The sequence below is a fragment of the Ferrovum sp. genome (assembly GCF_027317285.1).
Lineage (GTDB): Bacteria > Pseudomonadota > Gammaproteobacteria > Burkholderiales > Ferrovaceae > Ferrovum.
In genome coordinates this window covers 1-26,831 of the sequence record NZ_DAHVHV010000008.1, presented here as the reverse complement: position 1 = coordinate 26,831, position 26,831 = coordinate 1, and the positions used below count along the sequence as shown (strand labels likewise).

The following is a 26,831-nucleotide window of genomic DNA, read 5'->3' as shown; positions in this document are numbered from 1 at the left end:
GGAACAACCTCGCATTCAGGAAGGTAAATGAAGTGGTGCCAGCAAGGATTCGGTCAGCAGACGTGCATTCAGGGGATGAGTCATCCAGCGACGGGCTTCGCGCAGACGTATTTCCCAGGCCAGCAGATCGTAAAGATCAAGACGGGGAGCCATGCGGCTCAATGCCTCCTGGAAATCCTGATGATAATGGCCGTGGCCCAGAATTTTTTGTCCGATCAAATCCATGACCCAGAACTGAAGCCATTCCAGCCATTGAACCAGACCCAGATTCAGGATCCGGTCCGCTTGCTGTGTCAGGGAAAGGCCATTATCCGTCAGGATCCGTAAAAATCCCAGACGTCCCTCATGGTCACGCTGAAACTGTTCAAGAGCCCGCAGGGGCGCCCCTCCCGAACGGCGCAAGTAGCCGGCAGGTTCATTGACGCCTTCCTGATGGAGCCACTGCACGGCCTGCTCCACGCTGGGCAATGGAACCGGCCAGAGTCGGCAGCGGCTGCGAACCGTGACGGGAATCCGTGCCGGATGGTGACTGACCAGCAAAAACAGGGTGTGGGGGGGCGGTTCTTCGAGCGTTTTCAATAAGGCATTGGCAGCCGCCAGATTGAGCGCCTCGGCGGGTTCGATCAAAACGACCCGCCACCCCTGTCGGTGGCTCGTGGTCATCAGGAATTCAGCGAGAGAACGCACTGCATCCACGGTAATCCAGGCACTCCCCTCAGCATCTCCGCCTTCTTCCAGGCAAGGCGGTACCAACAGCCGGAAGTCAGGGTGATTCCCGGCCTGAAACCAACCACAGGAAAGACAGATTCCACAGGGTTGTGGCGCCTTCCCTTCACACAGGATCGCCTGGGCCAGGTGACGCGCCAACGCGCCTTTGCCCAGTCCGACGGGACCGGTCAGCAGGAGGCCCTGAGGCCGCTCGGCTGCCCATAGTCGTTCGAACACCCGGTGATTCCAGGGGTGGATCATGAGTTGCCTGCGAGGAAAGGGAAAGCCCGTCGCAACACGCTGTCGACCTGCTCTGCCAGAATCTCCGGATCGGCAGCCGCATCCATCCTGCAAATGCGGGGCGCATGACTGCGCGCTTCGTACCCGGCCCGCACCCGTTCAAAGAAAACCCGCTCTTCACGCTCGAAACGGTCCCCTTCCTGGCGCCCTCGCGCCAAACGTTGGGCAGCAATGTCGGGATCCAGATCGAACCACAGGGTCAAATCCGGTTGAAAACCCGCACAAACCCAGGTTTCCAGGGTCTTCAAAATATCCAGGGACAACCCTCGACCGCCGCCCTGATAGGCGAAACTGGCATCCACGAAACGGTCGCTCAACACCCACTCTCCCCGTGCCAGGGCAGGCTCGATCACCTGAGTGACATGATCGTGACGCCCGGCAAAGACGAGCAGAGCCTCGCTCAGGGGAGACATGGGCATATTCAAAAGCAGGGGCCTCAGAGCTTCCGCCAGAACGGTTCCTCCCGGTTCGCGCGTCCGTCTCACCACCACGCCGCGCACCTCCAGCCAGCGTTGAACCGTATCCAGTTGAGTGCTTTTTCCCGCGCCATCGATCCCTTCCAGCGTAATGAACTTACCGCTCATGGTCTGTCGTCCGTTTGGTCTGGTATCGTTGTACTGCCTGCTGATGCGCTTCCAGGGTAGTGGAAAATTGGTGAGTCCCATCGCCTCGCGCCACGAAAAACAGGTCGGGAACTGCCAGCGGATGTACGGCTGCCTGGAGCGCTGCGGCCCCCGGCAAGGCGATGGGCGTCGGAGGAAGGCCACTTCGGGTGTAAGTATTGTAGGCACTGTCCCGATGCAGGTCACGGTGGTGCAGATGACCATCGTAGTCCGTCCCCAGACCGTAGATCACGGTGGGATCGGTTTGCAGGCGCATATCCAGCCGCAACCGATTCAAAAAAACAGCGGAAATGCGCGCCCGCTCTTCTCGATTGGCGGTTTCCTTTTCGATCAGTGAGGCCAGGATCAATGCCTGGTAAGGGTCCGTCAGGGCCAGGTGAGGATCACGCGTCGCCCAAACCTGGGCCAGCCGTTCGCTCATGGCCCGGTGTGCCCGCTCGAGAATGCTCCAATCACTCTCGCCGGGATTGTAAAAATAGGTATCAGGAAAAAACCATCCTTCGGGACTCTGCCCCGCAGCACCCAGATGCGCCATCACTGCACTATCGGACAATCCGGCGCTGTCCTGACGCAAATTGGGTTGTTGTGCCAACAGGGCGCGCAACTGTGCAAAAGTGGTTCCTTCGATGATCTGCACCTGCCAGGCATCCCCTTCCCCCCGCGCCATTTGACGCAGCATCTGCCAACCCGTCAGAGGTTGGAGCCATTCATAACTGCCGGCTTTCAGGTGGCTCTGTTCGCCCAGAACTCTCCCTACCCAGGTGAAGGTCCAGGGTTCCGGGAGCACCCCTTTTTGAACCAGTTGTTGTGCCACGGCACGCAACCCCAGTCCACTGGGTAATTCAAAGACATACGGTGTGTGGGGAAGCGGCAGGGGGCGAATGAAAAACAGAGCGAGCCAGATAACCAACCCGCTCAGTCCACTCACCAGAACCCAGAGCAGACGGCGCATCAGAATGATGAAATCTATTCAAGGCGGCGAAAAATCAGGCTTCCATTGGTTCCGCCAAAACCGAAGGAATTGGAAAGGACAACATCCATCTTCATCTGCCGTGCGGTATGGGGCACGAAATCGAGGTCACATTCGGGACTCGGATTGTCCAGATTGATGGTGGGCGGAGCCACCTGATGATGCAAGGCTAATACCGAGAACACGGCCTCGATGCCGCCTGCCGCCCCCAACAGATGCCCCGTCATGGACTTGGTGGAACTGATGGCCAGTTTGTGGGCATGATCCCCAAAGGTACGTTTGACTGCGATGGTTTCGCCCAGATCCCCGATGGGCGTGGAAGTGCCATGGGCATTGATATAGTCCACCTGGTCAGGATTCAATCCCGCATTCTTCAAGGCGTTGAGCATACTGCGCCTGGCACCATCACCATCCGCCGGAGGCGAGGTGATGTGATGGGCATCGGCACTCATGCCATAGCCACAGAGTTCCGCATAGATTCTGGCGCCCCGCGCACGGGCATGGGACAGTTCCTCCAGCACCAGCACCCCGGCGCCCTCGCCCATGACAAAGCCGTCACGGTCTCGATCCCAGGGACGACTGGATGCCTCGGGATCGGCGTTGCGCGTGCTGAGTGCACGGGCGGCACAAAATCCTCCGATCCCCAATTCGTTGATGGCGGCTTCAGCCCCGCCTGCGACCATCATGTCCGCATCGCCATACTCGATCAGCCGAGCCGCTTCCCCAATACTGTGATTCCCGGTGGTACAGGCAGTGACCAGAGCCAGGTTGGGGCCCTTCAGTCCATACATGATCGACAGGTTACCCGAGATCATGTTGATGATACTGCCCGGGATGAAAAAGGGAGAAATCCTGCGCACGCCACCTTCCAGATAAGCGCGACCGGTGTCCGTGATCATGGGCAACCCGCCGATCCCGGAACCGATGCACACACCCACTTGCTCGGCATCCGCCGGATGGGCCTCAACGCCGGCATCACGCAAGGCCTCCATCGCAGCCACCAGACCGTAATGGATAAAAATATCCATGCGGCGCACTTCTTTGGGACTGAGGTACTGTGCCGGATCAAAATTTTTGACTTCGCCCGCAATCTGGCAAGGCATGAGCGCAGGATCAAAGCGGGTGATCGGCCCGATTCCGGAACGCCCGGCACACAGTTGCGCCCAGGCCTCGGGGACAGAATTCCCGACAGGGGACACGATTCCCAGACCAGTGACGACGACGCGACGACGGGACATGTTTCTGACCTCCATAATTCAAGGCAACGCAATGCTTGCCCGGTATTCCGGGCTTGGGGTGTTGCCTTCTCAGGCAGGCAAGTGGGAATTCACGTAATCGATGGCTTGCTGCACCGTCGTAATCTTTTCGGCCTGCTCATCCGGAATTTCGCATTCAAATTCTTCTTCCAGAGCCATCACCAGTTCAACGGTGTCGAGAGAATCCGCACCCAGATCTTCCACAAAAGACGAGGAGGTCTGAATATCCTCGAGTTTGACTCCCAGTTGCTCTGAAACGATTTTCTTGACGCGTTCTTCAATAGTAGACATGTAATTATGATCCTTGGCTGTTGTCTTTCAAAAAAACAGGCGTAGTGTACCAAAACCCGCCGACGAATACCATCCCGAAGGATGGGTCAATCCATGGCCATGCCCCCGTTGACGTGCAGGGTGGCCCCGGTCACATAAGCCGCTCCCGGCGATGCCAGGTACGCAACGGCCTGCGCAATATCCTCGGGCTGGCCGAGACGGCCCAGGGGAATACTGGACAACAGGGCCTGTTGCTGGTCAGTATCCAGTCCGCGCGTCATATCGGTATCAATGAATCCTGGGGCTACGCAGTTGACTGTAATGCCGCGACTACCCAATTCCCGTGCCAAGGACTTGGTCAACCCCACCAGCCCCGCCTTTGCGGCAGCATAGTTGGCCTGCCCCCCATTGCCGGTACTCCCCACCACGGAACCGATGTTGATGATGCGTCCCCGACGAGCCTTCATCATATCCCGCAAGACAGCCCGAGATAACTGAAAAACCGCCTTCAAATTGGTATCCAGAACAATGTCCCACTCTTCATCACGCATCCGAACGGCCAACATGTCACGCGTCACACCCGCATTGTTCACCAGAATGGAAATAGGGGCCAAACGTTGTTTGACGGTATCCACTGTCTGCAGAATGGCTTCGGGTTTGCACACATCCAGCACGAGCCCCAGGCATTCCGGATGGATGGACCGCAAGTCTTTCTCGATCTGTTCGGCACCCTGGGCAGTGGTGGCGGTAGCCGCCACCCTGGCCCCCTGGCGTGCCAATTCCCGAGCAATTGCCTGACCAATGCCTCGACTGGCCCCCGTCACCAGAACCACCTGTTCCTTGAGCATTCTCCCCTCCCCCCGTTTTTATTTTGTCTTATGATAACGCACCCTGAACAGCCTCTGCGCTGTTCAATGCGAAGCCTTCCATCTCCGGGTCGATGCGACGGACCAGCGGAGCCAAAACCTTGCCGGGCCCACATTCTGCCACACGCGTACACCCGTTCCGGGCAAAGGCACGAATCGTATCGACCCAACGCACAGGACGATGCAATTGCCTCGTCAGCGCGCTTCTTATCTCCCTCGGCGTAGTGGCCTGAACCACTTCGGCATTGTGCAACACGGGAATGCGCGGCGCCACCAGAGCAACCTGTTCAAGGTAGTGTGCCAGGCGTTCGGCAGCCGGCTTCATGAGACTGCAGTGAGAAGGGACACTGAGAGAAAGCATGACGGCACGCTTTGCGCCACGGGCCTTGGCCTCTTCGATGGCACGCGCCACTGCCGTCCGATGCCCGGCTATGACCACTTGGCCGGGAGAATTGAAATTGACGGCCTCCACCACCTCACCCTGGGCTGCCTCCTGGCAGGCCGTCAGCACGGCATCATCTTCCAGACCGAGGAGTGCTGCCATGGCCCCCACGCCTGCGGGTACCGCCTCCTGCATCACCTGGGCACGAAAACGAACCAGGCGCAACGCGTCTTCGAAAGAGATGCTTTCCGCCACCACGAGTGCCGTGTATTCCCCCAGACTGTGTCCCGCCAACCAGTCCGGCTCGGCACCGCCCCGTCCACGCCAGGCGCGATAAACCCCGACCCCGGCTGCCAACATGACAGGTTGGGTATTGACCGTAGCCATCAGAGACTCCTCTGGACCATCCGCCACCAAGCCCCAAATATCCTGATCCAGCACGGCAGAAGCCATGTCGATGGTGTGACGCACCTCCGGCAACCCTTCGTAGGGGTGCAACATGCCAATACTTTGTGATCCCTGACCCGGGAAAACCATGGCCCACGTCATCTGACTATTCCTCGTCATTAGAATTCGGTTAGATCTTCAGCAATCCGGCACCCCAGGTAAACCCCCCCCCCACGGCTGCCAGCAAACCCAGTTGCCCCGCCTTGAATTGCCCGGAACGCAAGGCGTGATCCAATGCCAGGGGAACGGAGGCCGCCGAGGTGTTCCCGTGCTCCCCCACCGTGCGTACCACGCATTCCGACGGGATCCCCAGTTTATGGGCCGTGGCTTCAATGATACGGATGTTGGCCTGGTGGGGAATGAAGCAATCCACCGCCGCCGGGGTCAGGCCATGCTCGGCCAGTACTTCACGACTGACCTGATCCAGTACCTTGACGGCAAATTTGAAAACGGCACCCCCATCCATTTGCACGGTGGGCTTGCCCAGCACCTGCCCCCCACTCACGGAGCCTGGGGCGGAAAGCAAGCCCGCATAACGACCGTCAGCATGCAGGCGCGTTCCCAGCAAACCGGGAGTCGAAGAAGCGCCCAGAACCACTGCACCGGCGCCGTCACCAAAAAGGACACAGGTATTGCGATCATTCCAGTCGAGCAAATGGGTGAAAGTTTCTGCGCCGACCACCAGAACCTGACGTGCCGAGCCTGATCGAATGAACTGATCCGCCACGGACAGGGCATAGAGAAACCCCGTGCATACCGCCTGCACATCAAAGGCTGGAGCGCCAGTATTTGCCCCCAACTTGGCCTGAAGCAGGCAGGCCGTACTGGGGAAGGCCATATCCGGCGTGGTGGTTGCCACCACGATGAGATCCAGTTGATCCGGTCTCAACCCAGCCGCTTCGAGTGCGCGACGCGAAGCTTCCAGGGCCAAATCACTGGTGGTTTGTCCTGCCGCCCGAACATGGCGCTGACGAATTCCCGTGCGACTGCGAATCCATTCATCGCTGGTCTCCATCCGTTTCGCCAGGTCGTCGTTGGTGACGATCTGTTCCGGTAAATAACTCCCTGTTCCCAATAAGTTGGAATAAATCATGACGCCAGATTCTCCCGTTCCTGTACGGCTTCCCGAATGCGCCCCAGCACGTTACTGCGCACTTCTGTCACGGCGTAATGCAAGGCGTGGCGGAAAGCATAGGCGTCGGCCCCTCCATGACTTTTGACCACCAGTCCCCTGAGTCCCAACAGACTGGCTCCATTGTACTGACGATGATCCACCCTGCGTCTGAACCGATTCAGGACGGGCAGAGCCACCGCACCCGCCAGACGCGTCCAGAAGGAACGATTAAACTCGGTGCGAATCATCTGCCCCAACATCCAGGCCAGACCTTCCGAGGTTTTCAGGACGACATTGCCCACGAATCCATCGCAGACCACGACATCTACCGTCCCTTTGTATATGTCATCCCCTTCCACGTTACCATGAAAGCGGATCGGGGCCGAGCGCAACAACTCGGACGCGCGCTTGATGATCTCATTTCCCTTGATGGCCTCGTGTCCGATATTGAGCAACCCGACACTGGGTTGGGGACAGTCTGGACTGGTGGCCAGAATGGACCCCATGATCCCGAATTGAAGGAGGTGTTCGGGCGCGCAATCCACATTGGCGCCCAGATCCAGCACATAGACGGGGCCGCGTATGGAGGGCATGGTGGTGGCAATGGCCGGACGTTCGATGCCGGGCATCATTTTCAGAACGAAACGTGCCGTCGCCATGAGGGCACCCGTATTCCCCGCACTGACGCAACAATCCGCCGCGCCGGACTTCACCAGATTAAGCGAGACCCGCAAGGAAGAATCCTTTTTGTTCTTGAGAGACAAGGCAGGAGATTCATCCATGCTGACCAATTGGCTGGCCTCCTGGATGGCAACGCGGGTGCGCACCGAACCATAAATGGGCGAGGCGTGGAGAAGGGATTCAATGGGCGAACGCAAGCCGACCAGAGTTACGGCGACTTCAGAGTCCTGTACCAGAAAATCGAGGACGGCCGGAATGACCACAGCGGGACCATGATCCCCTCCCATGGCATCCACCGCTATCGTCAGCAAACGAGTCACAGACACGCGGTAATACTGAAATAAAAGTTAGTCGTTTTTGGACTGAACCACTTTACGGCCACGGTAAAAACCATTCGGGCTGATATGGTGACGCAGGTGGGTTTCTCCCGTGGTCGGTTCCGTCGCCAGCGGCTTGGCCGTCAAAAAATCATGGGCACGATGCATGCCGCGCTTGGAAGGGGACTTTTTATTTTGTTGAACAGCCATGGTTCTGACTCCTAAATGATCGATTAATATAACGCCAAGTGTCCTTCACTCGCGCGCTGGAACTTTCAGTGCACCCAATACGGCAAACGGCCTTGTCTTGCCCGCCCGTGCTTCCTCGACGGGTTCGGCACCGACACAGGCATCTCCCTCATGCGCCGGCGCCAACGGCAAAGCCAACAATACTTCCTCCGCAACCCATTCAGCCACATTCAGCGATTCCGGAAAAACCAGGGTTTCCTCTTCGGGGTCCTCGCTTTCAAGATCTGGCAGAGCCGCCTCGCTGCCTACGAAGTGTATTCGCGAACGGGCCTCCAGATCAAAGGAGAGGCCGGAAAGGCATCGCCGGCATACCAACCAGAGTTGTCCGTCGACCTGAACCTCGAGCAGGCGCCGCCTTCTTTCATCCACCCATCCGCGCATGACAAACCGAATCTTTCCCTCGGGAGAAAAAAGGTACTCCTGCAAGGCAGGGATCTGGTCTGGACGACACTCCCCCTCAACCCGCTCTGCAAGGGCCGTAAAACGCTGAGGATCGAGTATGGGTGCATCAAACATAAGCCCTCGATTCTACCGTGTTCCCCCGCTTTCTGTCAAAGACTTGTCAATTGGTGGCGGCAACTTTGCTATACTCCCCACCTCGTATCTCCCCGTACTGAATCCCGACCTCCATGATCCCCCTGATATTGGCTTCCAGCTCACCCTACCGCCGAGAACTGCTTGCTCGCCTCCAGATTCCTTTCGTCTGGAAAGCGCCGGATGTCGATGAAACCCCGATCGGGGGAGAGTCCCCTCAGCAGACCTGCCTGCGCCTGTCACTGGAAAAAGCCCGCGCCATCAGCCGCTTCCATGATCAAGGTCTGATCATCGGCAGCGATCAGGTAGCCGAACGGGAGGGGATAGCCATCAGCAAACCCGCCGATCATGAAGCTGCCGTGGAACAATTGACCTGGGCCAGTGGTCGCGCCCTGCAATTTCATACGGGGCTTTGCGTTCTGGATGCCGCCACCGGCCATCATGAATCCCTCCGGGTGACCGTGACGGTTCATTATCGGGTATTGACACCAGCACAGATCGAACGTTACCTGCGCAAGGATCAACCCTACGATTGTGCCGGCAGCGGACGTATCGAAACCTTGGGCATCACGTTGGTCGAAAAGGTGATCAGCGATGATCCTACCGCCTTGATCGGGCTTCCGCTCATTGCCCTGACCTCTCTGTTGGCGCGTTTTGGAATCGTCCTTCCCTGAGGCCCTCCCTCCATGACCCCCCACGGCACCCTGTACCTGCTTCCTGTCCCTTTGAGCGAAGCGCCTGAAGCACTCCTGACACTGTCGCCCCGGTTACTGGATCGTTTCAGGCAACTTTCCTTCTTTGTGGTGGAAACGCCCAAAACAGCCCGCCGTCTACTCAAACGGATCGACCATCCGCTGCCCATCGCCCAGTTGACGCTTTCCCCACTGCCCCAGGAGGCCACGATGGCCCACCTGGAATCCCTGCTGGCACCGTTGCGTCAAGGACACAACCTGGGACTGCTGTCAGATGCAGGATGCCCTGCCATTGCCGACCCCGGAGCGCGTCTGGTCAATGCCGCCCACGCTGCGGGGTTTCGGGTCGTACCCGAAACGGGCCCCTCCTCACTACTGCTGGGTCTCATGGCCAGCGGACTGGAAGGACAGCGTTTCGCTTTCCACGGCTACCTTCCTGTACCCGAGATGGCCCGTAACGCACGTCTGATCGAACTGGAAAAGCGTTCGCGAGCCCATCAGGAAACCCAGTCGTTCATAGAAACCCCCTACCGCAACGAAGCCCTCTTCGCCAGCCTGTGTCGCACTCTCCACCCCATGACCCAACTCTGCGTGGCCAGAGATCTGACCGGGTCTCAGGAATGGATCCGGACCGCTTCCGTGTCCGAATGGCGACACCGTCCCCCTCCCGACCTCCATCACTTCCCTACCCTATTCCTGTTTCTGGCGCACTCGTCCGGCCGGAGCGGGTAACGGCTCCTCGCCCGATCCTGTCAGGCGGGTCAGGATCTGGATCAGTGCAGGAGGCAGAGGAGCCTCGAAGACCAACGAACGCTGATCCAGGGGATGCACGAAGGACAAGCGGGCTGCATGTAAAAACATACGCTTGAGACCCAAACGGGTCAGTTGATGGTTCCATTCATGATTGCCGTATTTATCATCCCCGGCAATGGGAAACCCCAAATGCGCCAGATGCACCCGAATCTGGTGGGTTCGCCCCGTAAGCAGGCGCGCCTCCAGAAGGGTGGCTTCAGGCCAGGTCCGGAGCCGGGTAAACAGGGTTTCCGACGGCTTTCCCTCTGCATGGATGACTACCCGTCGTTCGCCACTGGCCGTCATGTATTTGTGCAAGGGCAAACGGACGTGTTGCCGGGCTTGGGGAAATTGGCCTTGCACCAAGGCAAGATAGGATTTTTCCATACGGTTGTGACGCAATGATTCATGCAAAGCCACCAGAACGGCACGCTTCTTGGCCACCAGCAACAACCCCGAGGTATCCCGATCGAGCCGGTGCACCAACTCCAGGAAACGCGCCTCGGGGCGGTCCTGACGCAATTGTTCGATGACGCCCAACCGGATGCCGCTTCCTCCATGGACGGCCACCCCGGTCGGTTTGTTCAGGACCAACAGCCCCTCGTCTTCATGCAGAATCTCCGAACGCAGAGAAACCGGCAAAGGAAGCACCATACCCTCCTTCTCGGGGATTGTCCGGCGTACCGGAGGAATCCGCAAACGATCCTGACGTTGAAGCCGATAGGAAGGATCGGCACGCTTGCTGTTGACCCTTACCTCACCGCTGCGCAACAGGCGATAGACGTGGCTTTTGGGGACTCCTTTGAGGTATCCCTGCAGAAAATTGTCGAGGCGCTGACCGGCTTGGTCTTCGTCGACTTCCAGCCATTCCACGAATGCTTTGCTTAATGTCATTATTTGTTTTAGAATAAGTGTTTGTGGAAAACATACCCAGTTCGGAGCAGGCGCGGCAGAAATTTCCGCCCCATCCGGCAAGGTATCCGCAACGCATGAATGATACGGATGCTGACCGTCGAGATTTCGCTCATTATCTCATCGAACCGATGATCAGTCTTCGACTCTGGTTAATCTCGCTCACCAAAAAGTAGCGATAGTTGTTGATTTGCGCGCTGACCGCTCCGTATTTGATTGATCCGGCGTTATAGATGCACACGTCGTTGAAGGTAATTCCCATCGTGGCCCACAAGAGGTTGTTCACCATTAAAACGGATTTCCAGACTCTTTGAAGGATCATTCACGAACTTCCCCTTAATCCGGGAGATTTCGAGTAGAGGGTGTTTACCGCCCGGCAGCCCCAGCGCGCTGGAGCCTGAGTATGAAAAGAATGTTGTTTAACGCCACACATACGGAAGAACTCCGGGTGGCTATCGTCGACGGTCAGAAACTGATCGACCTTGATATCGAGTATTCCGGTAAGGAACAGAAAAAAAGTAACATTTACAAAGCAGTCGTCAGTCGTGTCGAGCCTTCGCTCGAAGCCGTCTTCGTAGATTATGGTGCAGACCGCCACGGTTTTCTGCCCTTCAAGGAAATTGCCCGTACCGCACTGGGCGACGAGGAAGGCGATTTTTCCCGCCAACGCATCGCCAGTTTGCTCAAGGAAGGCCAAGAACTGATCGTTCAGGTCGACAAGGATGAACGGGGGAACAAGGGCGCAGCCCTGACTTCCTTCATCAGTCTGGCGGGGCGATATCTGGTATTGATGCCCAACAACCCGCGGGGCGGTGGGGTCTCGCGGCGGGTGGAAGGCGAAGAGCGCGCCGAACTCCGGGATGTCCTCGCCCAACTCGAAGTCCCTGCCGGTATGTCGTTGATTGCCCGCACCGCAGGCATTGGACGCTCGGCCGAGGAATTACAGTGGGACCTCAACTATCTCCTGCAACTATGGACTGCCATTGAAGTTGCTGCTGGAGGCCAAAAAGGCGCTTTCCTGATTTATCAGGAAGGAAGCCTGGTCATTCGGGCCATTCGCGACCTGTTCCAGCCCGATATCGGCGAAATCCTCATCGATACCGAGCTCATTTACGAACAGGCGCGCCAGTTCATGAGTCATGTCATGCCCGGGAACGTCAGCAAGGTCAAGTTATATCGTGATGACGTGCCTCTCTTCTCGCGCTTTCAGATCGAACACCAGATTGAAACGGCGTACCGCCGTGAGGTCAGTCTGCCTTCCGGAGGAGCCATCGTCATCGACCATACCGAGGCGCTGGTCTCGGTAGATGTCAATTCGGCCCGTGCCACGCGGGGGGCGGATATCGAACATACGGCCCTCAACACCAATCTGGAAGCGGCCGACGAAATTGCCCGCCAACTGCGTTTACGCGACCTGGGTGGACTGATCGTCATCGATTTCATCGATATGGAGAGCCCGCGCAACCAGCGCGAAGTGGAGAACCGTCTGCGCGATGCCCTGCGCTATGACCGGGCACGCGTTCAAACCGGCAAGATTTCCCGCTTTGGTTTGCTCGAACTATCCCGCCAACGCCTGCAGCCTTCCCTTGGCGAAACCAGTCATACCCCTTGCCCGCGCTGTCATGGAACCGGGGTGATCCGCGACACGGAATCCTCTGCCCTGCATATCCTGCGCATCCTGCAGGAAGAAGCCATGAAGGACAATACGGCCATCGTGCGCGCTCAGGTACCGGTAGATGTCGCCACTTTCCTGCTCAATGAAAAGCGTCCGGACATCTATGGGATCGAGGCCCGCCTCAAGGTCCATGTCATGCTGATTCCCAACATTCACATGGAAACACCCCACTACTCCGTGGTTCGCATTCGTCATGATGAAGCCAATCAAATGGACTTCACGGAAGCCAGCTATCAGATGGTGGAAGTTCCTGCCGAAAATCAGGAACCCCGGGTCCACGCGGCCACCGCCCAAAAACCCGATCGCCCCGTTGCCGCGGTCCGCGGCATCACCCCTCAACAACCTGCGCCCATGCCTGTGGTCCGCACCCCGGAACCTGCTGCTCCACCCGCGCATACTTATCGCGAACAGGAGCGCAAAGGTCTGTTTGAAACCATCATCGGTTGGCTGAAAGGCAATCCTGAACCGGCTCGAGCAGAACCGACCTCGTCCGTTCCTGCCCAGGTCAAGACGGTGCCTGCCGTTCCTGCTGCGCGCTCCGAACGGGAAGATCGTCGTCCCCCTCCGCGTCAACGGCGGGAACGGCGGGAACGGGGGCCTCAGAACCGCCCACCCGTCCCTGAGGTTTCCACCCAGGAGGTGGTCACTCCAGATAGCCAAGCAGAATCAAAGTCTGCCCCCAAGCCCCCCCGGACCCAAAGAAGAATTCGTCCCACGGATGACTCCGCCCCCACCCTGGTCATGGCGGCAGAACCGCCCGTCGTGGAAGGAGAGGAAGCCAGCCCCGTTCCGGCGGAAAAGGAAGGTCGGCGTCGGGGACGTCGGGGAGGACGACGTGAAAAATCTCGGCGTTTCAACGGAGCCATTGCGCCCTCTTTCCCCCGCGCCGAGCAGGATGCACTGAAAGAAGGGAATGAGGAGGAAAGCGAGATGCTTCATGCACCTGTTTCCGCCCAGCCTGACTCAGAAGAAGCCCATCGGGTCGACGCCCCCCTTGCCGTAGCCCCCGTACCCTCGGTCGACTCGGAAATTCCATTGCCCGAAGCAGAAAAAGGGGAGGTGTCCTTACCCAATGCGGAGCCCCTGACCATTCCTGCCCAGGTATCCTCGCCGGACGCAGTGGCCGAACAGGCTCCTGCCCCTGCGGCAGTTCACCACCCGGAACCCGTCCAGCCACCCTCCTTACCGGCGGAAACGGTTTCCCCGGAGCATCCTGCTGCAGTGATCTCGGCTCCCGCAACGTCCCTTCAACTGGAAACCCTGGTCGTCCCGCCTGAATCCGGTCTGGTGTTGGTGCAGACTCGTAACGCCCCTCCCACCCAGGAACCGGAGGAACTTCCTCCCCCGGTACGGCGCCGCCGCACGGCACGCACGCGTTCCGCGCCTGCGCAGAGTGAACCCTTGATGCAGGTGGAAACGCAAAAATCAGTGACGACTCCAGACGTCGCCGAGTAAACCCGACCATCCCCTGCTCGGATGAAATTCCGGACGGGGGATAGGCGAATGTATTGTCCAGTGTTAAAGACCATAAAGCGCATTGCCTGCACCCTCGCTCTGAGTCAGGGCCTGCTGGCTGGATTGACCAGCCAACCAGCCTGGGCCGGACCAGACAACAGGTTACAAGGGCAGGTCGAGGATAGTTTGGGCAATCCGATTGCCCAGGCTCAAATCCAGGTTCAGGACGATTCCGGCAAGACACTGGCCACCCTGCACAGTGATGCCGCGGGCCAGTTCCAACTTTCGCTTCCCCAGGGTACTTACAGTTTGCAAGCCCACCAGGATCCCTATCAGGATGCCATCGGGATTGTCACGATGGACGGCACCGATCAGGCAACCCGACTGACTCTCGGGAGTACCCAGGCCCTGGCCATTCAGATCAGTAGCGCGCAAAAGAGGAGTTCCCGCACTCAGGTCTCCACTCAGGACGCAAGCAGTGTCACGCGGTTCGATGCCCAGGCCATCCAGGACTTGCCTCAGGGAGAAAATACCCCTCTCAATCAGGTTCTTCTGCAGGCCCCGGGCGTCGTCAATGATTCCTTTGGACAACTGCATATCCGGGGCGACCATGCCAATATCCAATACCGCATCAACGGCATCCTGCTACCGGAGGGGATGAACGGTTTCGGGCAGTTCTTCGACACCCGTTTCGCCCAACAGATCGACCTCATGACCGGCGCCCTACCCGCTCTCTATGGTGACCATACAGCGGGAGTCGTCTCCATCACCACGAAACAGCAGTACGACGGATCGGGGCAATTCGACCTTTACGGCGGGAGTTTCAGCACGCTCAACCCCAGTGTGGAATACGGTAATTCCATCGGCAATCTGTCCTATTTCTTCACGGGTTCGTACCTGAGCAACAGCCTGGGCATTCAACGTCCCAACCCCGGTTCGCCGATTCATGACAATACCCAGCAATTTCGCGGTTTTGGTTACCTGTCTTACCTGCTCGACCCCACCACCAAGGTCAGTCTCATGCTGGGCGGATATAAAGGGTCTTTCCAGATTCCCGCCAACCCTGGTCAAGTCCCTGACCCCAATCAAATCGGAATCCTGCCCCAGATGGGTCTGAATGGATACAACTCCGCCACGGTGACCGATCAACAGAACGAATCCAACCAGTTCTCCATCCTGGCCCTACAGGGTTCCCTTAGCGATCAACTGGACTACCAAAGTTCGCTCTTCAGTCGCACCACAAGTCTCCAATATCTATCCGACATTCCCGGAGACCTCGCCTTCAACGGAGTCGCCCCGGATATTCTGCGCAGCAGCCTCAGCAACGGGCTGCAAAGTGATGCCACCTGGCGTCTCACACCGGCTCATACCGTGCGTTTCGGTTTCTACGGCCAGACGGAAAATATCGTCAGCAACAACACCTCCACCGTGTTTCCGGTCAATGGCAATGGTATGGTGTCGGGACCCGCCTACGCCATTACAGACAACCACACCTACAATGGCAACACCTTATGGGCCCTGTACACCCAGGACGAATGGAAGGCAAATGATCGTCTGACGGTCAATTACGGATTACGTTTCGATCAGATCAATGCCTTTGTCAGTGAAAATCAATGGAGTCCCCGTATCGGAATGGTCTATACCCTGACTCCACAAACCACCTGGCACATGGGGTACTCACGTTATTTCACCCCACCACCCAATGAACTGGTCAGCACCAGTACGTTGGCACTGTTCCAGAATACCACTCTGGCAACCAATGGCCAGAACAGCCCGGTCAAATCGCAACGCACCGATTACTACGATGTCGGTCTTCTGCATCAACTCAATACCCAGACCAATGTAGGGGTGGATACCTATTACAGCCGGAGCACCAACCTGCTCGACGAAGGCCAGTTTGGGCCTGCCCTGATCATGACTCCCTTCAATTACAACGAGGGCCTTATCTATGGGATCGAATTCACGGCCAACTACAAGAACGAAAATTTCTCCTCCTATGCCAACCTGGCACGTACCATCAGTCAGGCACGCGGCATCAGTTCGAGTCAGTACCTGTTTTCTCCGGCCGTATTGAGTTATGCTGCCAACAATTGGGTTTATGTAGACCATCAACAGGCGCTCACCGCATCCAGTGGCTTGGCTTATAATTGGGAAGGTACCCACCTGTCTGCCGATCTCATCTACCAGAGCGGACTGCGTAACGGTTTTGCCAATACCACCAGCCTGCCCGCCTATACGGTGGTCAATTTGGGGGTGCGTCGTACCATCGCTCTTGATTCCACCGGTCCCATGGAATATCGTCTGGTCCTGCTCAATCTGTTCAATCAAACCTATCTGATCCGGGATGGTTCCGGGATTGGCGTGGTTGCCCCTCAATACGGCATGCCCCGAGGAATTTTTCTGGGCATCACCAAACCCCTGTAACGACCTGTGAGGCTATGGATTTCATGCAAGAACTGATCGAAAGTTGGCACGCTCTTCAACTGGGAGGGCCGACACTGTATCCCCTGTTGTTCCTGGCACTCATGGCACTGGTCATTCTGCTCGATCGTGCATGGATCTTTTGGGGGTTCATCCGGTTGCCCCGCTCCCTGGACCAACTGGTCAGCACCTACGGGTTCACCTGGGAAAGTCTGGATGAAGAAATTCGTCGTACAGGAGAAAGGAACTATTACGGCCGCTTCTGCCGCAACATCCTGGACCACCGTACACGCCCTCTCTGGTGGATCGAATCGCGCGCCCAGGATCAGGCGCAAATCCTGGAAAAAGGCATGGGAAGAGGACTCTGGGTCCTGGAAACCATTGTCACCGCTGCGCCCTTGCTGGGACTGCTGGGTACCATCACAGGCATGATGCATGCCTTCAATCTGATCGGAGGCAATGGTCTGGTCGATCCCAGCGGCGTGACGGGCGGTGTGGCACAAGCCTTGATTGCCACGGCTGTCGGGATATTCATTGCCCTGATTGCCCTGTTCGGATTCAATTACTTTTCCCGTCAACAAACCCATGCCCTCGAAGAAATGGAGCGACTGGGGACCCACCTTCTGGACAATCTCCGCCTGGGTTACGAATTTCCTGCATCCGAACAGGAAACCCCATGAAACTCCGTCCTCGTCGCAGTTACCGTCGGGGCCGCATCGAAATCATCCCCATGATCGATGTGATGTTCTTCCTGTTGGCCACGTTCATGCTGGCTTCGCTGTCCATGCAAAACCTCCACTCGCTGCCGGTCAATTTGCCACAGGGGCATGCGGCCCCCCTCCAGGCCAAGCACCCCATCACCCTGACCATTACGGCCCAAAGCCAGATTCTGATCGACAAAACCCCCGTCACACTGGAAACCTTGGGAAACGTGCTGAAACAAAAAATGGAGAATTCTGAACAAACCGACCTTATCGTGGCCGCCGACAGCCAGGCGCCCAACGGCATTACCGTCCAGGCCATGTTGCGCGCCCGTAGCGTTGGCGTACAGCATTTTCTGATCGCCGTGAAACATGCGGACTGAGCCCCCGGCCCTACTGACCCTGAACGATGGCTTCTGGCCCAGGTTGCCGGTCACTCTTCCTCTTGCCCTTGTCCTCTGTCTCCTTGGTCTGCAACTGCTCACCCAGTGGCTGGCTCCTCCTGCCAAGAGAATTCCGCCCCCCCCACCCGTAGATGCACAGATCATTGAACTGCCCGCCGCCCATGAGGCCCATGCCGGCCCTCCCCCAGCGCCTGCAGTCAAATCCACCCCCATCGTGCCCCAAGCCTTGCATGCGCCCATGCCCAGCACTCCCTCCAGTCCTCCCCCCATGCCTCATTTGGCAGAACCCACCCCGACACCTCCTCCAACTGCACCAGCCGCACCGTCCACCCCGGCGGCCAATACGGCTCCTGCTTCAACCCCCACACCACCTGGCGCCTCTCCGCCGCTCCCTACCCCTTCATCCAATGCGCCCCCTCCCACAGGCCCCCATGGACAAGGGGCCAGCGAAGTCCGGGCAGCCCGTGCCCTGGTTCATCCACTCCCGGTCATTCCTGATGAATTGCGCGCCTCGGCCCTGAAAGAGGCAGCCCTGGTACGTTTTCATATCAGCAAGGACGGCACCGTCACCGTGGAATTGCTGCATCCCACCCAAAACCCCCGCCTCAATCGCCTGCTTCTGGAAACATTGCAACAATGGCGGTTTTTTCCTGCCATCAAGGACGGTCATCCGATCGACTCGGTTCAGGATCTGAATCTCCAAATATCCGTGCAATGACGGCATCTACCTGCCCAACTTTTACCCCTCTTTCCCCTTTACCCCCTCTCCCAATATCAAATTCTTTCAGTTATCATGGCGCCATGCCTCTTCACACCTCATTCGTTTTTGAACCGTCGACCCAGGTCAGTGCGCTGAAAAAGCACCTCGACTCCTTCGAGCAAGCTCCTGAAGTAGCAGCCATCCTGATCCTGGCATGCGATGCCAATGGCTATACCCCGGCCAATCTGAACCCCCTCCTGAAGACCTGCACCAAACCCGTTCTGGGAGGAATTTTTCCGCAAATACTGCATGAAGGCAGAGCCTGGTCTGAAGGGGTGGTAGTGGTCGGTTTGGCACGTGCACCCGTTTTTGTCATTCTGGACAATCTGTCGCAACAATCCGGCTTCGAAGAAATTCTTGACCGTTCCTTCAACCTGTCCAGTTCACCCTCTACCCAGACCCTGCTGGTGTTCGTCGACGGATTTGCCGCGCATATTTCCAGTTTGATCGAAGGACTCTTCAATACCTTCGGTCTGGAACTCAATTACCTGGGCGGAGGCTGTGGATCCCTCTCTCTCCAGCCCAAGCCCTGCGTCATCACCCCCAGCGGCCTGCTCCAGGATGGCGCCCTGCTGATCTTTCTGGACCACCCCAGCGGGGTTGGGGTCGCCCATGGATGGGACTCCGTTTCCAAGCCCTTCAAGGTCACTTCAGCCCAGGGAAACACCATTCATTCCCTGGATTGGCGCCCGGCCTTCGAGGTATATCAGGAGATTCTGACAACGCACGGGGGACAGCCCATAACCCCGGACAACTTTTTTCCCGTTGCCAAAGCCTATCCCTTTGGAATTACCCGTCTCGATGCGGAAATGGTGGTCCGTGACCCTCTGATGACCCAGAACCAGTACATCACCTGTGCCGGTGAGGTACCTACCGGCGCTTTCGTGCGCGTGTTGCACGGCAACCGGCACACGCTGCTCCAGGCGGCACAAAAAGCTCATGCTATGGCTCGCAAGGCCTGGTTTGAAAGCCAGTCCCGTCCCCACGAACTTCAATTCATCGTGGATTGCGTTTCGCGCGCCCTTTTTCTCGAGCAGGATTTCCTTCAGGAACTGGCAGTCATCCATTCCTCCGGTCCGATGTTGGGTGCCCTGACCATCGGTGAAATCGCAAACAGCGGTCAAGACTATCTGGAGTTCTACAATAAAACCGTCGTGGTAGGTTTTTTTTGATGGAGGATACGGAATCCTGGCGTCCAGTCCAGCAGGAGGTTCTGCAGGAAATTGCCATGTCCATTGGCATCAGTCTGGACCTGGAGCAAATGCTCAAGTCCACACTCCCGGTCTTCATGCGCCGTTTGGGATGTACCCTGGCCTCCGTTGTCACTCGTCGCGGCGAAGAAGACCCCGTCCAACTCATGACGCTGCCCCGCAACACCCGTCATGAGCTACAGATGGAATTCCTGTATCGGCTTATTAGTCAGTATGATCGACGAAACAAGGAAATACGGTCGATTTTTCACACTGCACTGGACAAGTTTCACTGTTATCTCTGGCCACTTCCCGAAATCGGCTTTCTGTTACTGGCACGCAGCACCTCGTTGCCCATCGATCTGGTTCAGGAAATCGGTCCCCTGGCGGGCAAACTGGGCGTAGCCATACAAGCCTGCCAACAACACGCTCAATTGAATACGACCCGCCAAGCCTTGGCAGATAACGAGCGGCGCTGGAAAATGGCACTGGAGGGCGCCGGACACGGAGCCTGGGACTGGAACCCCGTCACCAATGCCATGTTCATGTCCTCCTCCTGGAAGTCCCTGCTGGGATTCAAAGAGGAAGAAATAGGGAATCGTTTCGAAGATTGGACCAGCCGTATTCATCCCGAGGACTTGCCCGCCTGTATGGAATGTCTGGAACACCATCTGGCAGGAAAACTTCCAGTCTATCGCAGTTTGCATCGCATGCGGCATCGTCAGGGACACTATGTATGGATGCTCGACCAGGGGATGGTGTTTGGGCGTGACGATCAAGACAATCCCCTGCGGGTCGTTGGTACCATTACCGATATGACGGAGCGCAAGAAACTCGAGGAAGAACTGGTCAAGGCGTACGAGATCGCCGAACGAGCCAACCGTCTGAAAAGTGAATTTCTGGCCAGCATGAGCCATGAAATCCGGACTCCCATGAATGGCATCATAGGCATGACCGATCTGGTGCTGGATACCCAACTGACCCCCGTACAACGAGAATACCTCAACCTCGTCAGGTCCTCAGCCCAACAATTACTCACCCTCATCAATGATATTCTGGACCATTCCAAAATTGAGGCCGGAAAACTTACCCTGTCTCACGAGTTTTTTGACCTGCGTCGGGTATTGGAAAAAACCATTCGCCCACTTCAACTTCAGGCTGAAGAGAAGAAATTACAATTCTCCCTTGAAGTCGAACCCAACTTACCGGCTCTGATCCGTTCAGACCCTGACCGACTCTGCCAGATCCTGGTCAATCTGGTGGGCAATGCCATCAAGTTCACAGCCCATGGTCATGTAAAGGTGCGGGTCGAGCCGGAAGTTTCCCTGCCGAATGCGCTGCATTTCTGTGTCTCTGACAGTGGCATCGGTATTCCTGAAGAGCAGCAGGAACAGATTTTCTCTGCATTCACCCAAGGTGACGGCAGTATTACCCGTCAGTTTGGGGGAACTGGGTTAGGATTGACCATTTCATCAAATTTAATCAAAATATTGGGCGGTTATATTTATGTTAAAAGTGAGCCGAGGAAAGGGGCAGCATTTCACTTTGTTCTGCCCTATCAATACAAGGATCCCCCCGCCCTTCCCCCGCCCGCCCAAACGCCCGCCCAAGTCTTTCCCTCCCTTAAGGGCGCGCGGATTCTGATTGCCGAAGATAATGCCACCAACCGTCTCCTGGCCCAGAAAATCCTGGAGAAGGAAGGATGCCAGATCATTCTGGCAGTAAACGGAGAGGAAGCCCTCCACCAGTGGGAATCAAATCCCATCGATCTGATTCTGATGGATGGAATGATGCCCATCATGGACGGAATCACGGCAACCCTTCAGATCAGGGCCAAGGAAAAACTCAAGGGGAGCTCTCCTGTTCCCATTATTGCCCTCACCGCCAATGCCATGATGGAAGACCGTCAACGCTACCTCGATTCAGGCATGAGCGACTACCTGTCCAAACCCTTCAAACCCAATGAGTTACGGGAGATCCTGGAACGCTGGCTGAAGCACTGAACCCCTTTCCCCTGCAAAATCAGTTAAAATCCCCAGGGAGATTGGCCCAGGTGGCGAAATTGGTAGACGCAGCAGGTTTAGGTCCTGCCGCCGCAAGGTGTGGGGGTTCGAGTCCCTTCCTGGGCACCAGTCATCATTATCCGGGGATGACCCCCATCGGCACCACCACAGTCAGAGAGATATTTCCATAACAAGGGTCACAGGGACTTGGCGGACTTGCCGGGCTTGTCCAACAAACGGTTCAGATCGTGGCTTGCGCACGATCTGACCTTGTTCGTTAAGCGACCGCTACCCTATCTTGCTGAGCGCAGATGTCCATGTCCACAGTCAGCCGATGGATTGCGACTTCTGGTATTTTGGATTTTCCGGCGCCTTGACGCAGTCGTACGAAGCCGAAGGCTTCAAGTTTTCCCAATGTGCGACTGACATTAGGTTCGGCTCGATTCACTAATCGTGCCAAGTCGGCAACCGATTCGGGTTTTTTCTCATCAATAGTTGCCAGCATGAAACGGTTTTCAGGAGTGAGCAAGCGAATCACTGCTTCCACAGACTCAAAAGTGATTTGCGCAGCATCGGCAGGGGCTTTGCGCTCACCGCGAACAACGGACAGCATTTCTTTTTTAAGGTTTTTCATGGACAGAATTTTCATTTTCATGTCTCCTTGTCATCTACGACCTCGGTTGGAATGCCCTGCATTTCGCATATCTTCTCAACCTCAGTAAAAAAATCATTGAGCAACTGCTCAACCGAAACGAAAGTATATGGACGCCCTTCATCGTTACTCGTCCTATGCCAGCAATTCCAAGGCGGATTTACCCCAAAGGCTCGAACAACTGGGCCAGTTCGGTGGCCGTGAGGGAAGTCGTGGCTTCTCCGGCACCCGCCAGAACTCCTTGGGCCAGATCCCTTTTGCGCTCCTGGAGGGCGATGATCTTCTCCTCCAGCGTTCCCTCGGTCAGCAGTTTGTAGACGAATACCGGGTTTTCCTGGCCGATGCGGTGAGCCCGGTCCGTGGCCTGGTTTTCCACGGCGGGATTCCACCAGGGATCATAGTGAATCACGGTGTCGGCTGCCGTGAGGTTCAATCCCACCCCGCCGGCCTTGAGGCTGATCAGGAACAGGGATACTTCCCCCTGCTGAAAGCGGTTGACCGGGGTGGCACGATCGAGGGTATCGCCGGTGAGGATCACATAGGGCAGCTCTCGGCTCATCAATTCCTCCTCGATCAGGGCCAGCATGGAAGTGAATTGGGAAAACAGCAGGATCCGCCGCCCTTCTTCCAGCATGTCCGGCAGCAGACCCATGAGCAATTCCAGTTTGGCCGACTGCTTCACCTTTTGCGCGGCGGGCAACTTGAGCAGGCGCGGATCGCAGCACACCTGGCGCAGTTTGAGCAGGGCGTCGAGAATGATGATCTGACTGCGGTTCATGCCCTTCTTGTCGATTTCCTGTTGTACCTTTTCATGCATGGCCACCCGGATGGCTTCATACAGATCCCGCTGGGGGCCTTCCAGTTGGCAATAGCGCACCATCTCGGTTTTGGGAGGCAATTCCTGCGCCACCTGGGACTTGGTTCGACGCAGCAGAAAGGGGGCGATGCGCCGCGCCAGAATGCCGCGCCGTTCGCTGTTGCCCTGTTTTTCAATGGGGGTGCGAAACAGTTTGCGAAAACTCTTGTCATGGCCCAGCAATCCCGGCAGCAGAAAATGGAACAGGGTCCACAATTCGCCCAGATGGTTTTCCAGAGGGGTTCCCGTCAGCGCTAACCGATGGCGCGCCTGGATCTGGTGCACGATGAGGGTGGCCTGGGACTTGGGGTTCTTGATGATGTGCGCCTCATCGAGAATCAGGGTATGAAACTGCTGCCCGGTCAGCACTTCCCGGTCTCTTGGCAGCAAAGGATAAGTGGTCAGCACCAGGTCGTAATTTCCCAATGCGTCGAAATGCTGTTTGCGCTCCAACCCTTGCAGGACCAGAACCCGCAGGGAGGGAGCAAAGCGCTCCGCTTCCCGGTGCCAGTTGAACATCAGGCTGGTAGGCGCCACCACCAGACAGGGATGGGTCATGCGTCCGGATTCCTTTTCCACCAGCAGATGGGCCAGGGCCTGAACCGTCTTGCCCAGCCCCATGTCGTCGGCAAGGATCCCTGCCAGATCGTATTCCCGCAAAAACTGCAACCAGTTGAGCCCTTCCTGCTGGTAGCCGCGCAACCCGGTCATCAGTCCCGCCGGGGGAGGAACGGGGCGGATCCCTTCAAAGGATTGCAGTTTTCTGCCCAGTTCGCGCAACCGTTCCCCGCCCATCCAGCGCAAGTCCCCGTGGGCTTCTTCCAGTTCCACCAGGCGGGCGGCCTGAAAGGGGGACAGTTCCAGACGTTGCAGTTGGGCGTCCTTGTCGAACAATTCCACCAACACGGACAGAATGCCGCGCACCCGGGAGGGGGGCAAGATCAAAGGCCGGCCATCGGGCAGGGTGCCGATGAGGATGTGCTGATCATCGGTCATCTGCGCCAGCGCTGCTGGCGTCAACTGCTTCGGAAACTGGCGTATCAGGTTGAGCAGGATCGGCGTCAGATTCAGCTTCTGGCCCTCCACCTGGATTCCCAACTCCAGACCAAACCAGTCATTGCCACTGCCTTCCTCCACCGTGGCGGTCCATTCGTCCACTTGGGCAAAATCAAAACGGAAACCGGGTTCCACCTCCACGCGCCAACCTGCTGCCTTCAGCGCTGGCAGTTCCACCAGACAAAAGTTTGTCCAGTCCTCATTGTCGGCAAGGATCCAGCCGTGGGGAACGATTTTTGCCAATGGGCTATGGGCCAACCTGGCCGACAAAAACCCCAGGCACTCCACCTCCTCGATATGGCGTTTTTCAGCGTCGTCCTGGCGCAGGATATGCCACAATTCCGCTCCCCGAAGGCGCGTAATCATCTGAGAGGAGTCGGTTCCCGTGATCCGGATGCCGTCATAATCGAATTCCACCTGTGCCACCTCGATGATTTCCGGCTCGGGTTCACGGATCAGGCTTCGCACATAGAGATCAAAGCGGGATGCCCCGGAAGCAAAGGACGGGACGGGCACTTCGACGGTGGATAATCGCAGGCAGGGAACCGGAACAACCTGGGTAATCTGCCGCTCCTGCAGGGTTTGCGGCAAGGGTACCTGTGCCGCAGGCGCTTTCCGCGCCAATTCCCTGCTGAGGGGCTGTATCAGGGTGGGTGGAATGAGCGGAGCTTCGGCCATGGCCTGGGCTACGGTGGCGGATAGGCCCGAGTCGATCTCGCCGCACAGTCCGGTGTGCTCGTCCAGATACCACGGGGGGGCAAAGGGCAAAATATGGGCCGGTTCTGCCAGGGTGAAAGTCAGCTTCTGGTTGCCCTCGTCATCCATGGTCCAGAGCGGTTGGGCGCTGCGCTTTTCGCCCAGAGCAAGGGGTTCCCCGTCGGTCGTTTCCCAGAAGCAACGGCCAGTGGCAATCATTTCCGTGACCACTCGGGCGCCCACTTCGCCTCGCAGTCGTCCCTGGGGCTGGCGGGCGCGTAATCCGCTCATGGTGGCCACAATGTCCTGGTCGCGCTCCGTCAGGTAGCGGGCGGGATTGCGCTGATCAAGGACGGTGTGGTGGGGCTGGGCTTTGCCGAACCCTCCTGCCTTGAGTACCCGACTGATGAAATAACTCACCCCCAGTTGCGGGGGGTGAGTGGAGGTCAGTTTCAGCACATACAGGAGTCGTTGAGTCACCTCGTGGGGCAGGGCATCCTTGTCCATGGCGGGGTAGCTGGCCCGTTCAAGCTCCTGTAGCCAGACCATGAGTTCCTGGGGAAGTTCCGCTGGGGTGGGCTTTGGTTTTGCGATGCTCGTCCCTGGGGCTTTGGTAAACGCCTGGGACAGGCAATAGGTATGGGCGCTGATCAAGGCCGCCGCCACATGCTTGCAGTTATATGCCACGGGGCAACTGCATTCTCCATCGATCTCCATACCGCCTCCAGGGAGTTCCACGAGACGGATCTTGACATGGTAGGCGTTTCGCCCCGAACCCGAAACGATGGCCGTCACGCCGTTGCCATCCAGATGGATTTCCTGCCGGGTCACCTTGCCCTGGCGGTAATAGACCTGTCCGCGTTCCAGATAGGTGGAAGAGAGGGACCTGGAAATATCACGGGCAGTAAGATTTTTAATCATCGTCGGTGGCGTTGGTGGATAGGATAGGGGCAGCAGGGTGTAGTGAACCAGATTATCCAGACGTAAATACGACGAGGTCAAGCGCCTTTGAGTCCTGAGTCCCTATGCTCTACTGCACAGAATCATCGATGGAGACTCAATCACCATTCACGGCGAAAGGCATGACGGAGTTCATCCCTGACATTCGTTTGGTGCCACTTTTTTTAGCCAAAGTGGCGTAGGGCTTAGTCCCCAATGATTTTTACCAGTACGCGCTTGCGTCGTCCGCCATCAAACTCGCCGTAGAAAATCTGCTCCCAGGGACCAAAGTCGAGCTTTCCACCTGTAACTGCGACCACCACCTCCCGTCCCATGATTTGACGCTTGATATGGGCGTCTGCATTGTCTTCCCCGGTGTCGTTATGCCGGTATTGAGTGATGGGCTCGTGCGGCGCCAAGCGTTCCAGAAACTGTTCGAAGTCATGGTGCAAGCCGGGCTCGTCATCATTGATAAAGACCGATGCCGAGATATGCATGGCATTGACCAGGACCAGACCCTCCCGTACCCCACTGTCACTCAGGCACTTTTCCACTTCGGACGTAATGTTTACGAATGCCCGACGCGTTTGAACATTGAACCAAATCTCTTTTCGATAACTTTTCATGCGAATTCCGGGCCAGGTCCAGGATCAATCGAGGAGCGATAAATTGCGCACCGCGCCTTTATCGGCCGAGGTGGCCAACCTGGCGTAGGCCTTGAGCGCAGCCGACACGTTGCGTGGGCGTGGCAGCACAGGCTTCCAACCGGACTTGTCTTGCTCGCTGCGGCGCCTGGCCAGTTCATCCTCGCTCACCAATGCATGGATGCTGCGGTTCGGAATATCGATACGGATACGGTCACCATTCCTGACCAATCCAATCGCGCCGCCAGCCGCTGCTTCAGGCGAGC

At 57.3% G+C, this 26,831-nt stretch carries 24 protein-coding genes, 1 tRNA gene and 1 pseudogene; 10 read left to right on the top strand and 16 right to left on the bottom strand.

Going from position 1 to position 26,831, the window contains the following annotated elements:
* Positions 1-15: 15 nt before the first annotated feature.
* The 11 genes from holB to M6F29_RS03435 form a co-directional block, all read right to left on the bottom strand.
* Positions 16-969 (bottom strand): DNA polymerase III subunit delta', encoded by a 954-nt coding sequence (gene holB / locus M6F29_RS03485; RefSeq protein ID WP_298157567.1) that lies wholly within the window; start codon positions 967-969, stop codon positions 16-18.
* Positions 966-1,592 (bottom strand): dTMP kinase, encoded by a 627-nt coding sequence (gene tmk / locus M6F29_RS03480; RefSeq protein WP_298157566.1) that lies wholly within the window; start codon positions 1,590-1,592, stop codon positions 966-968. The genes holB and tmk overlap by 4 nt, the downstream gene beginning before the upstream one ends.
* The gene (gene mltG / locus M6F29_RS03475) at positions 1,582-2,583 is read right to left on the bottom strand and encodes an endolytic transglycosylase MltG (RefSeq protein ID WP_298157564.1); all 1,002 of its coding nucleotides are present in this window, start codon (positions 2,581-2,583) and stop codon (positions 1,582-1,584) included. The genes tmk and mltG overlap by 11 nt, the downstream gene beginning before the upstream one ends.
* 14 nt (positions 2,584-2,597) lie before the next feature.
* Positions 2,598-3,839: a beta-ketoacyl-ACP synthase II gene (fabF, locus tag M6F29_RS03470; RefSeq protein ID WP_297481286.1), complete on the bottom strand. Its 1,242-nt coding sequence runs from the start codon at positions 3,837-3,839 to the stop codon at positions 2,598-2,600.
* Between the two features lie 69 nt (positions 3,840-3,908).
* Positions 3,909-4,148 (bottom strand): acyl carrier protein, encoded by a 240-nt coding sequence (acpP, locus tag M6F29_RS03465; RefSeq protein WP_031597031.1) that lies wholly within the window; start codon positions 4,146-4,148, stop codon positions 3,909-3,911.
* Between the two features lie 86 nt (positions 4,149-4,234).
* Positions 4,235-4,975 carry a 3-oxoacyl-ACP reductase FabG gene (fabG, locus tag M6F29_RS03460; RefSeq protein ID WP_298157562.1) on the bottom strand — a complete coding sequence of 247 codons (741 nt, stop codon included), beginning with the start codon at positions 4,973-4,975 and terminating at the stop codon, positions 4,235-4,237.
* Positions 4,976-5,003: 28 nt separating this feature from the next.
* Entirely contained in the window at positions 5,004-5,924 is a 921-nt protein-coding gene (gene fabD, locus M6F29_RS03455) for an ACP S-malonyltransferase (protein ID WP_297453726.1), read from the bottom strand.
* A 28-nt stretch (positions 5,925-5,952) separates the two neighbouring features.
* Complete coding sequence (locus tag M6F29_RS03450; RefSeq protein WP_298157559.1) at positions 5,953-6,915, bottom strand: beta-ketoacyl-ACP synthase III; 963 nt, start codon at positions 6,913-6,915, stop codon at positions 5,953-5,955.
* Positions 6,912-7,943 carry a phosphate acyltransferase PlsX gene (gene plsX / locus M6F29_RS03445; protein ID WP_297453733.1) on the bottom strand — a complete coding sequence of 344 codons (1,032 nt, stop codon included), beginning with the start codon at positions 7,941-7,943 and terminating at the stop codon, positions 6,912-6,914. Before plsX ends, M6F29_RS03450 begins: the two co-directional genes overlap by 4 nt.
* A gap of 21 nt (positions 7,944-7,964) precedes the next feature.
* A complete protein-coding gene (gene rpmF / locus M6F29_RS03440) occupies positions 7,965-8,144 on the bottom strand; it encodes a 50S ribosomal protein L32 (protein WP_031597042.1) in 180 nt (59 codons plus the stop codon).
* Positions 8,145-8,189: 45 nt separating this feature from the next.
* On the bottom strand, positions 8,190-8,699 hold the full coding sequence (locus M6F29_RS03435; protein ID WP_298157555.1) for a YceD family protein: 510 nt from the start codon (positions 8,697-8,699) through the stop codon (positions 8,190-8,192).
* A 113-nt stretch (positions 8,700-8,812) separates the two neighbouring features.
* Between M6F29_RS03435 and M6F29_RS03430 the strand changes: the two genes are divergently transcribed.
* Positions 8,813-9,391 (top strand): Maf family nucleotide pyrophosphatase, encoded by a 579-nt coding sequence (locus M6F29_RS03430; RefSeq protein ID WP_297457183.1) that lies wholly within the window; start codon positions 8,813-8,815, stop codon positions 9,389-9,391.
* A 12-nt stretch (positions 9,392-9,403) separates the two neighbouring features.
* Positions 9,404-10,141: an SAM-dependent methyltransferase gene (locus M6F29_RS03425; protein ID WP_297457186.1), complete on the top strand. Its 738-nt coding sequence runs from the start codon at positions 9,404-9,406 to the stop codon at positions 10,139-10,141.
* Here the strand turns inward: M6F29_RS03425 and rluC are convergent.
* Positions 10,100-11,095, bottom strand: coding sequence for a 23S rRNA pseudouridine(955/2504/2580) synthase RluC (gene rluC, locus M6F29_RS03420; protein ID WP_298157552.1), 996 nt, complete (start codon positions 11,093-11,095; stop codon positions 10,100-10,102). The genes M6F29_RS03425 and rluC overlap by 42 nt on opposite strands.
* A gap of 421 nt (positions 11,096-11,516) precedes the next feature.
* Between rluC and M6F29_RS03415 the strand changes: the two genes are divergently transcribed.
* The 8 genes from M6F29_RS03415 (at position 11,517) to M6F29_RS03380 (ending at position 21,851) form a co-directional block, all read left to right on the top strand.
* The gene (locus M6F29_RS03415) at positions 11,517-14,243 is read left to right on the top strand and encodes an Rne/Rng family ribonuclease (RefSeq protein WP_298157549.1); all 2,727 of its coding nucleotides are present in this window, start codon (positions 11,517-11,519) and stop codon (positions 14,241-14,243) included.
* 48 nt (positions 14,244-14,291) lie between these two features.
* A complete protein-coding gene (locus M6F29_RS03410) occupies positions 14,292-16,667 on the top strand; it encodes a TonB-dependent receptor (protein WP_298157547.1) in 2,376 nt (791 codons plus the stop codon).
* Positions 16,668-16,690: 23 nt separating this feature from the next.
* Positions 16,691-17,344, top strand: coding sequence for a MotA/TolQ/ExbB proton channel family protein (locus M6F29_RS03405; protein WP_297455263.1), 654 nt, complete (start codon positions 16,691-16,693; stop codon positions 17,342-17,344).
* Positions 17,341-17,748 carry an ExbD/TolR family protein gene (locus M6F29_RS03400; protein WP_297455260.1) on the top strand — a complete coding sequence of 136 codons (408 nt, stop codon included), beginning with the start codon at positions 17,341-17,343 and terminating at the stop codon, positions 17,746-17,748. Before M6F29_RS03405 ends, M6F29_RS03400 begins: the two co-directional genes overlap by 4 nt.
* Positions 17,738-18,487, top strand: a complete 750-nt coding sequence (locus M6F29_RS03395) for an energy transducer TonB (protein WP_298157542.1) — start codon at positions 17,738-17,740, stop codon at positions 18,485-18,487. The genes M6F29_RS03400 and M6F29_RS03395 overlap by 11 nt, the downstream gene beginning before the upstream one ends.
* Positions 18,488-18,570: 83 nt before the next feature.
* Complete coding sequence (locus tag M6F29_RS03390) at positions 18,571-19,701, top strand: FIST signal transduction protein (protein ID WP_298157539.1); 1,131 nt, start codon at positions 18,571-18,573, stop codon at positions 19,699-19,701.
* The gene (locus tag M6F29_RS03385; protein WP_298157536.1) at positions 19,701-21,722 is read left to right on the top strand and encodes a hybrid sensor histidine kinase/response regulator; all 2,022 of its coding nucleotides are present in this window, start codon (positions 19,701-19,703) and stop codon (positions 21,720-21,722) included. The genes M6F29_RS03390 and M6F29_RS03385 overlap by 1 nt, the downstream gene beginning before the upstream one ends.
* 44 nt (positions 21,723-21,766) lie before the next feature.
* Positions 21,767-21,851, top strand: a tRNA-Leu gene (locus tag M6F29_RS03380).
* A 148-nt stretch (positions 21,852-21,999) separates the two neighbouring features.
* On the opposite strand, the gene M6F29_RS03375 is transcribed toward M6F29_RS03380, so the two are convergent.
* The 4 genes and pseudogenes from M6F29_RS03375 to M6F29_RS03360 all read right to left on the bottom strand — a co-directional run.
* Entirely contained in the window at positions 22,000-22,371 is a 372-nt protein-coding gene (locus tag M6F29_RS03375) for an HVO_A0114 family putative DNA-binding protein (RefSeq protein WP_298157534.1), read from the bottom strand.
* Between the two features lie 163 nt (positions 22,372-22,534).
* Positions 22,535-25,984, bottom strand: a complete 3,450-nt coding sequence (locus M6F29_RS03370) for a DEAD/DEAH box helicase (protein ID WP_298157531.1) — start codon at positions 25,982-25,984, stop codon at positions 22,535-22,537.
* 143 nt (positions 25,985-26,127) lie between these two features.
* Entirely contained in the window at positions 26,128-26,547 is a 420-nt protein-coding gene (locus tag M6F29_RS03365) for a secondary thiamine-phosphate synthase enzyme YjbQ (RefSeq protein ID WP_298157528.1), read from the bottom strand.
* A 24-nt stretch (positions 26,548-26,571) separates the two neighbouring features.
* Positions 26,572-26,831 (bottom strand): annotated as a pseudogene (locus M6F29_RS03360) (dihydroxy-acid dehydratase domain-containing protein); the annotation flags it as partial.

Coding starts and splice junctions, on each gene's coding strand:
- holB (WP_298157567.1), bottom strand. CDS start 969: ATGATCCACCCCTGGAATCACCGGGTGTTCGAACGACTATGGGCAGCC.
- tmk (WP_298157566.1), bottom strand. CDS start 1,592: ATGAGCGGTAAGTTCATTACGCTGGAAGGGATCGATGGCGCGGGAAAA.
- mltG (WP_298157564.1), bottom strand. CDS start 2,583: ATGCGCCGTCTGCTCTGGGTTCTGGTGAGTGGACTGAGCGGGTTGGTT.
- fabF (WP_297481286.1), bottom strand. CDS start 3,839: ATGTCCCGTCGTCGCGTCGTCGTCACTGGTCTGGGAATCGTGTCCCCT.
- acpP (WP_031597031.1), bottom strand. CDS start 4,148: ATGTCTACTATTGAAGAACGCGTCAAGAAAATCGTTTCAGAGCAACTG.
- fabG (WP_298157562.1), bottom strand. CDS start 4,975: ATGCTCAAGGAACAGGTGGTTCTGGTGACGGGGGCCAGTCGAGGCATT.
- fabD (WP_297453726.1), bottom strand. CDS start 5,924: ATGACGTGGGCCATGGTTTTCCCGGGTCAGGGATCACAAAGTATTGGC.
- M6F29_RS03450 (WP_298157559.1), bottom strand. CDS start 6,915: ATGATTTATTCCAACTTATTGGGAACAGGGAGTTATTTACCGGAACAG.
- rpmF (WP_031597042.1), bottom strand. CDS start 8,144: ATGGCTGTTCAACAAAATAAAAAGTCCCCTTCCAAGCGCGGCATGCAT.
- M6F29_RS03435 (WP_298157555.1), bottom strand. CDS start 8,699: ATGTTTGATGCACCCATACTCGATCCTCAGCGTTTTACGGCCCTTGCA.
- M6F29_RS03430 (WP_297457183.1), top strand. CDS start 8,813: ATGATCCCCCTGATATTGGCTTCCAGCTCACCCTACCGCCGAGAACTG.
- M6F29_RS03425 (WP_297457186.1), top strand. CDS start 9,404: ATGACCCCCCACGGCACCCTGTACCTGCTTCCTGTCCCTTTGAGCGAA.
- rluC (WP_298157552.1), bottom strand. CDS start 11,095: ATGACATTAAGCAAAGCATTCGTGGAATGGCTGGAAGTCGACGAAGAC.
- M6F29_RS03415 (WP_298157549.1), top strand. CDS start 11,517: ATGAAAAGAATGTTGTTTAACGCCACACATACGGAAGAACTCCGGGTG.
- M6F29_RS03410 (WP_298157547.1), top strand. CDS start 14,292: ATGTATTGTCCAGTGTTAAAGACCATAAAGCGCATTGCCTGCACCCTC.
- M6F29_RS03405 (WP_297455263.1), top strand. CDS start 16,691: ATGCAAGAACTGATCGAAAGTTGGCACGCTCTTCAACTGGGAGGGCCG.
- M6F29_RS03400 (WP_297455260.1), top strand. CDS start 17,341: ATGAAACTCCGTCCTCGTCGCAGTTACCGTCGGGGCCGCATCGAAATC.
- M6F29_RS03395 (WP_298157542.1), top strand. CDS start 17,738: ATGCGGACTGAGCCCCCGGCCCTACTGACCCTGAACGATGGCTTCTGG.
- M6F29_RS03390 (WP_298157539.1), top strand. CDS start 18,571: ATGCCTCTTCACACCTCATTCGTTTTTGAACCGTCGACCCAGGTCAGT.
- M6F29_RS03385 (WP_298157536.1), top strand. CDS start 19,701: ATGGAGGATACGGAATCCTGGCGTCCAGTCCAGCAGGAGGTTCTGCAG.
- M6F29_RS03375 (WP_298157534.1), bottom strand. CDS start 22,371: ATGAAAATTCTGTCCATGAAAAACCTTAAAAAAGAAATGCTGTCCGTT.
- M6F29_RS03365 (WP_298157528.1), bottom strand. CDS start 26,547: ATGAAAAGTTATCGAAAAGAGATTTGGTTCAATGTTCAAACGCGTCGG.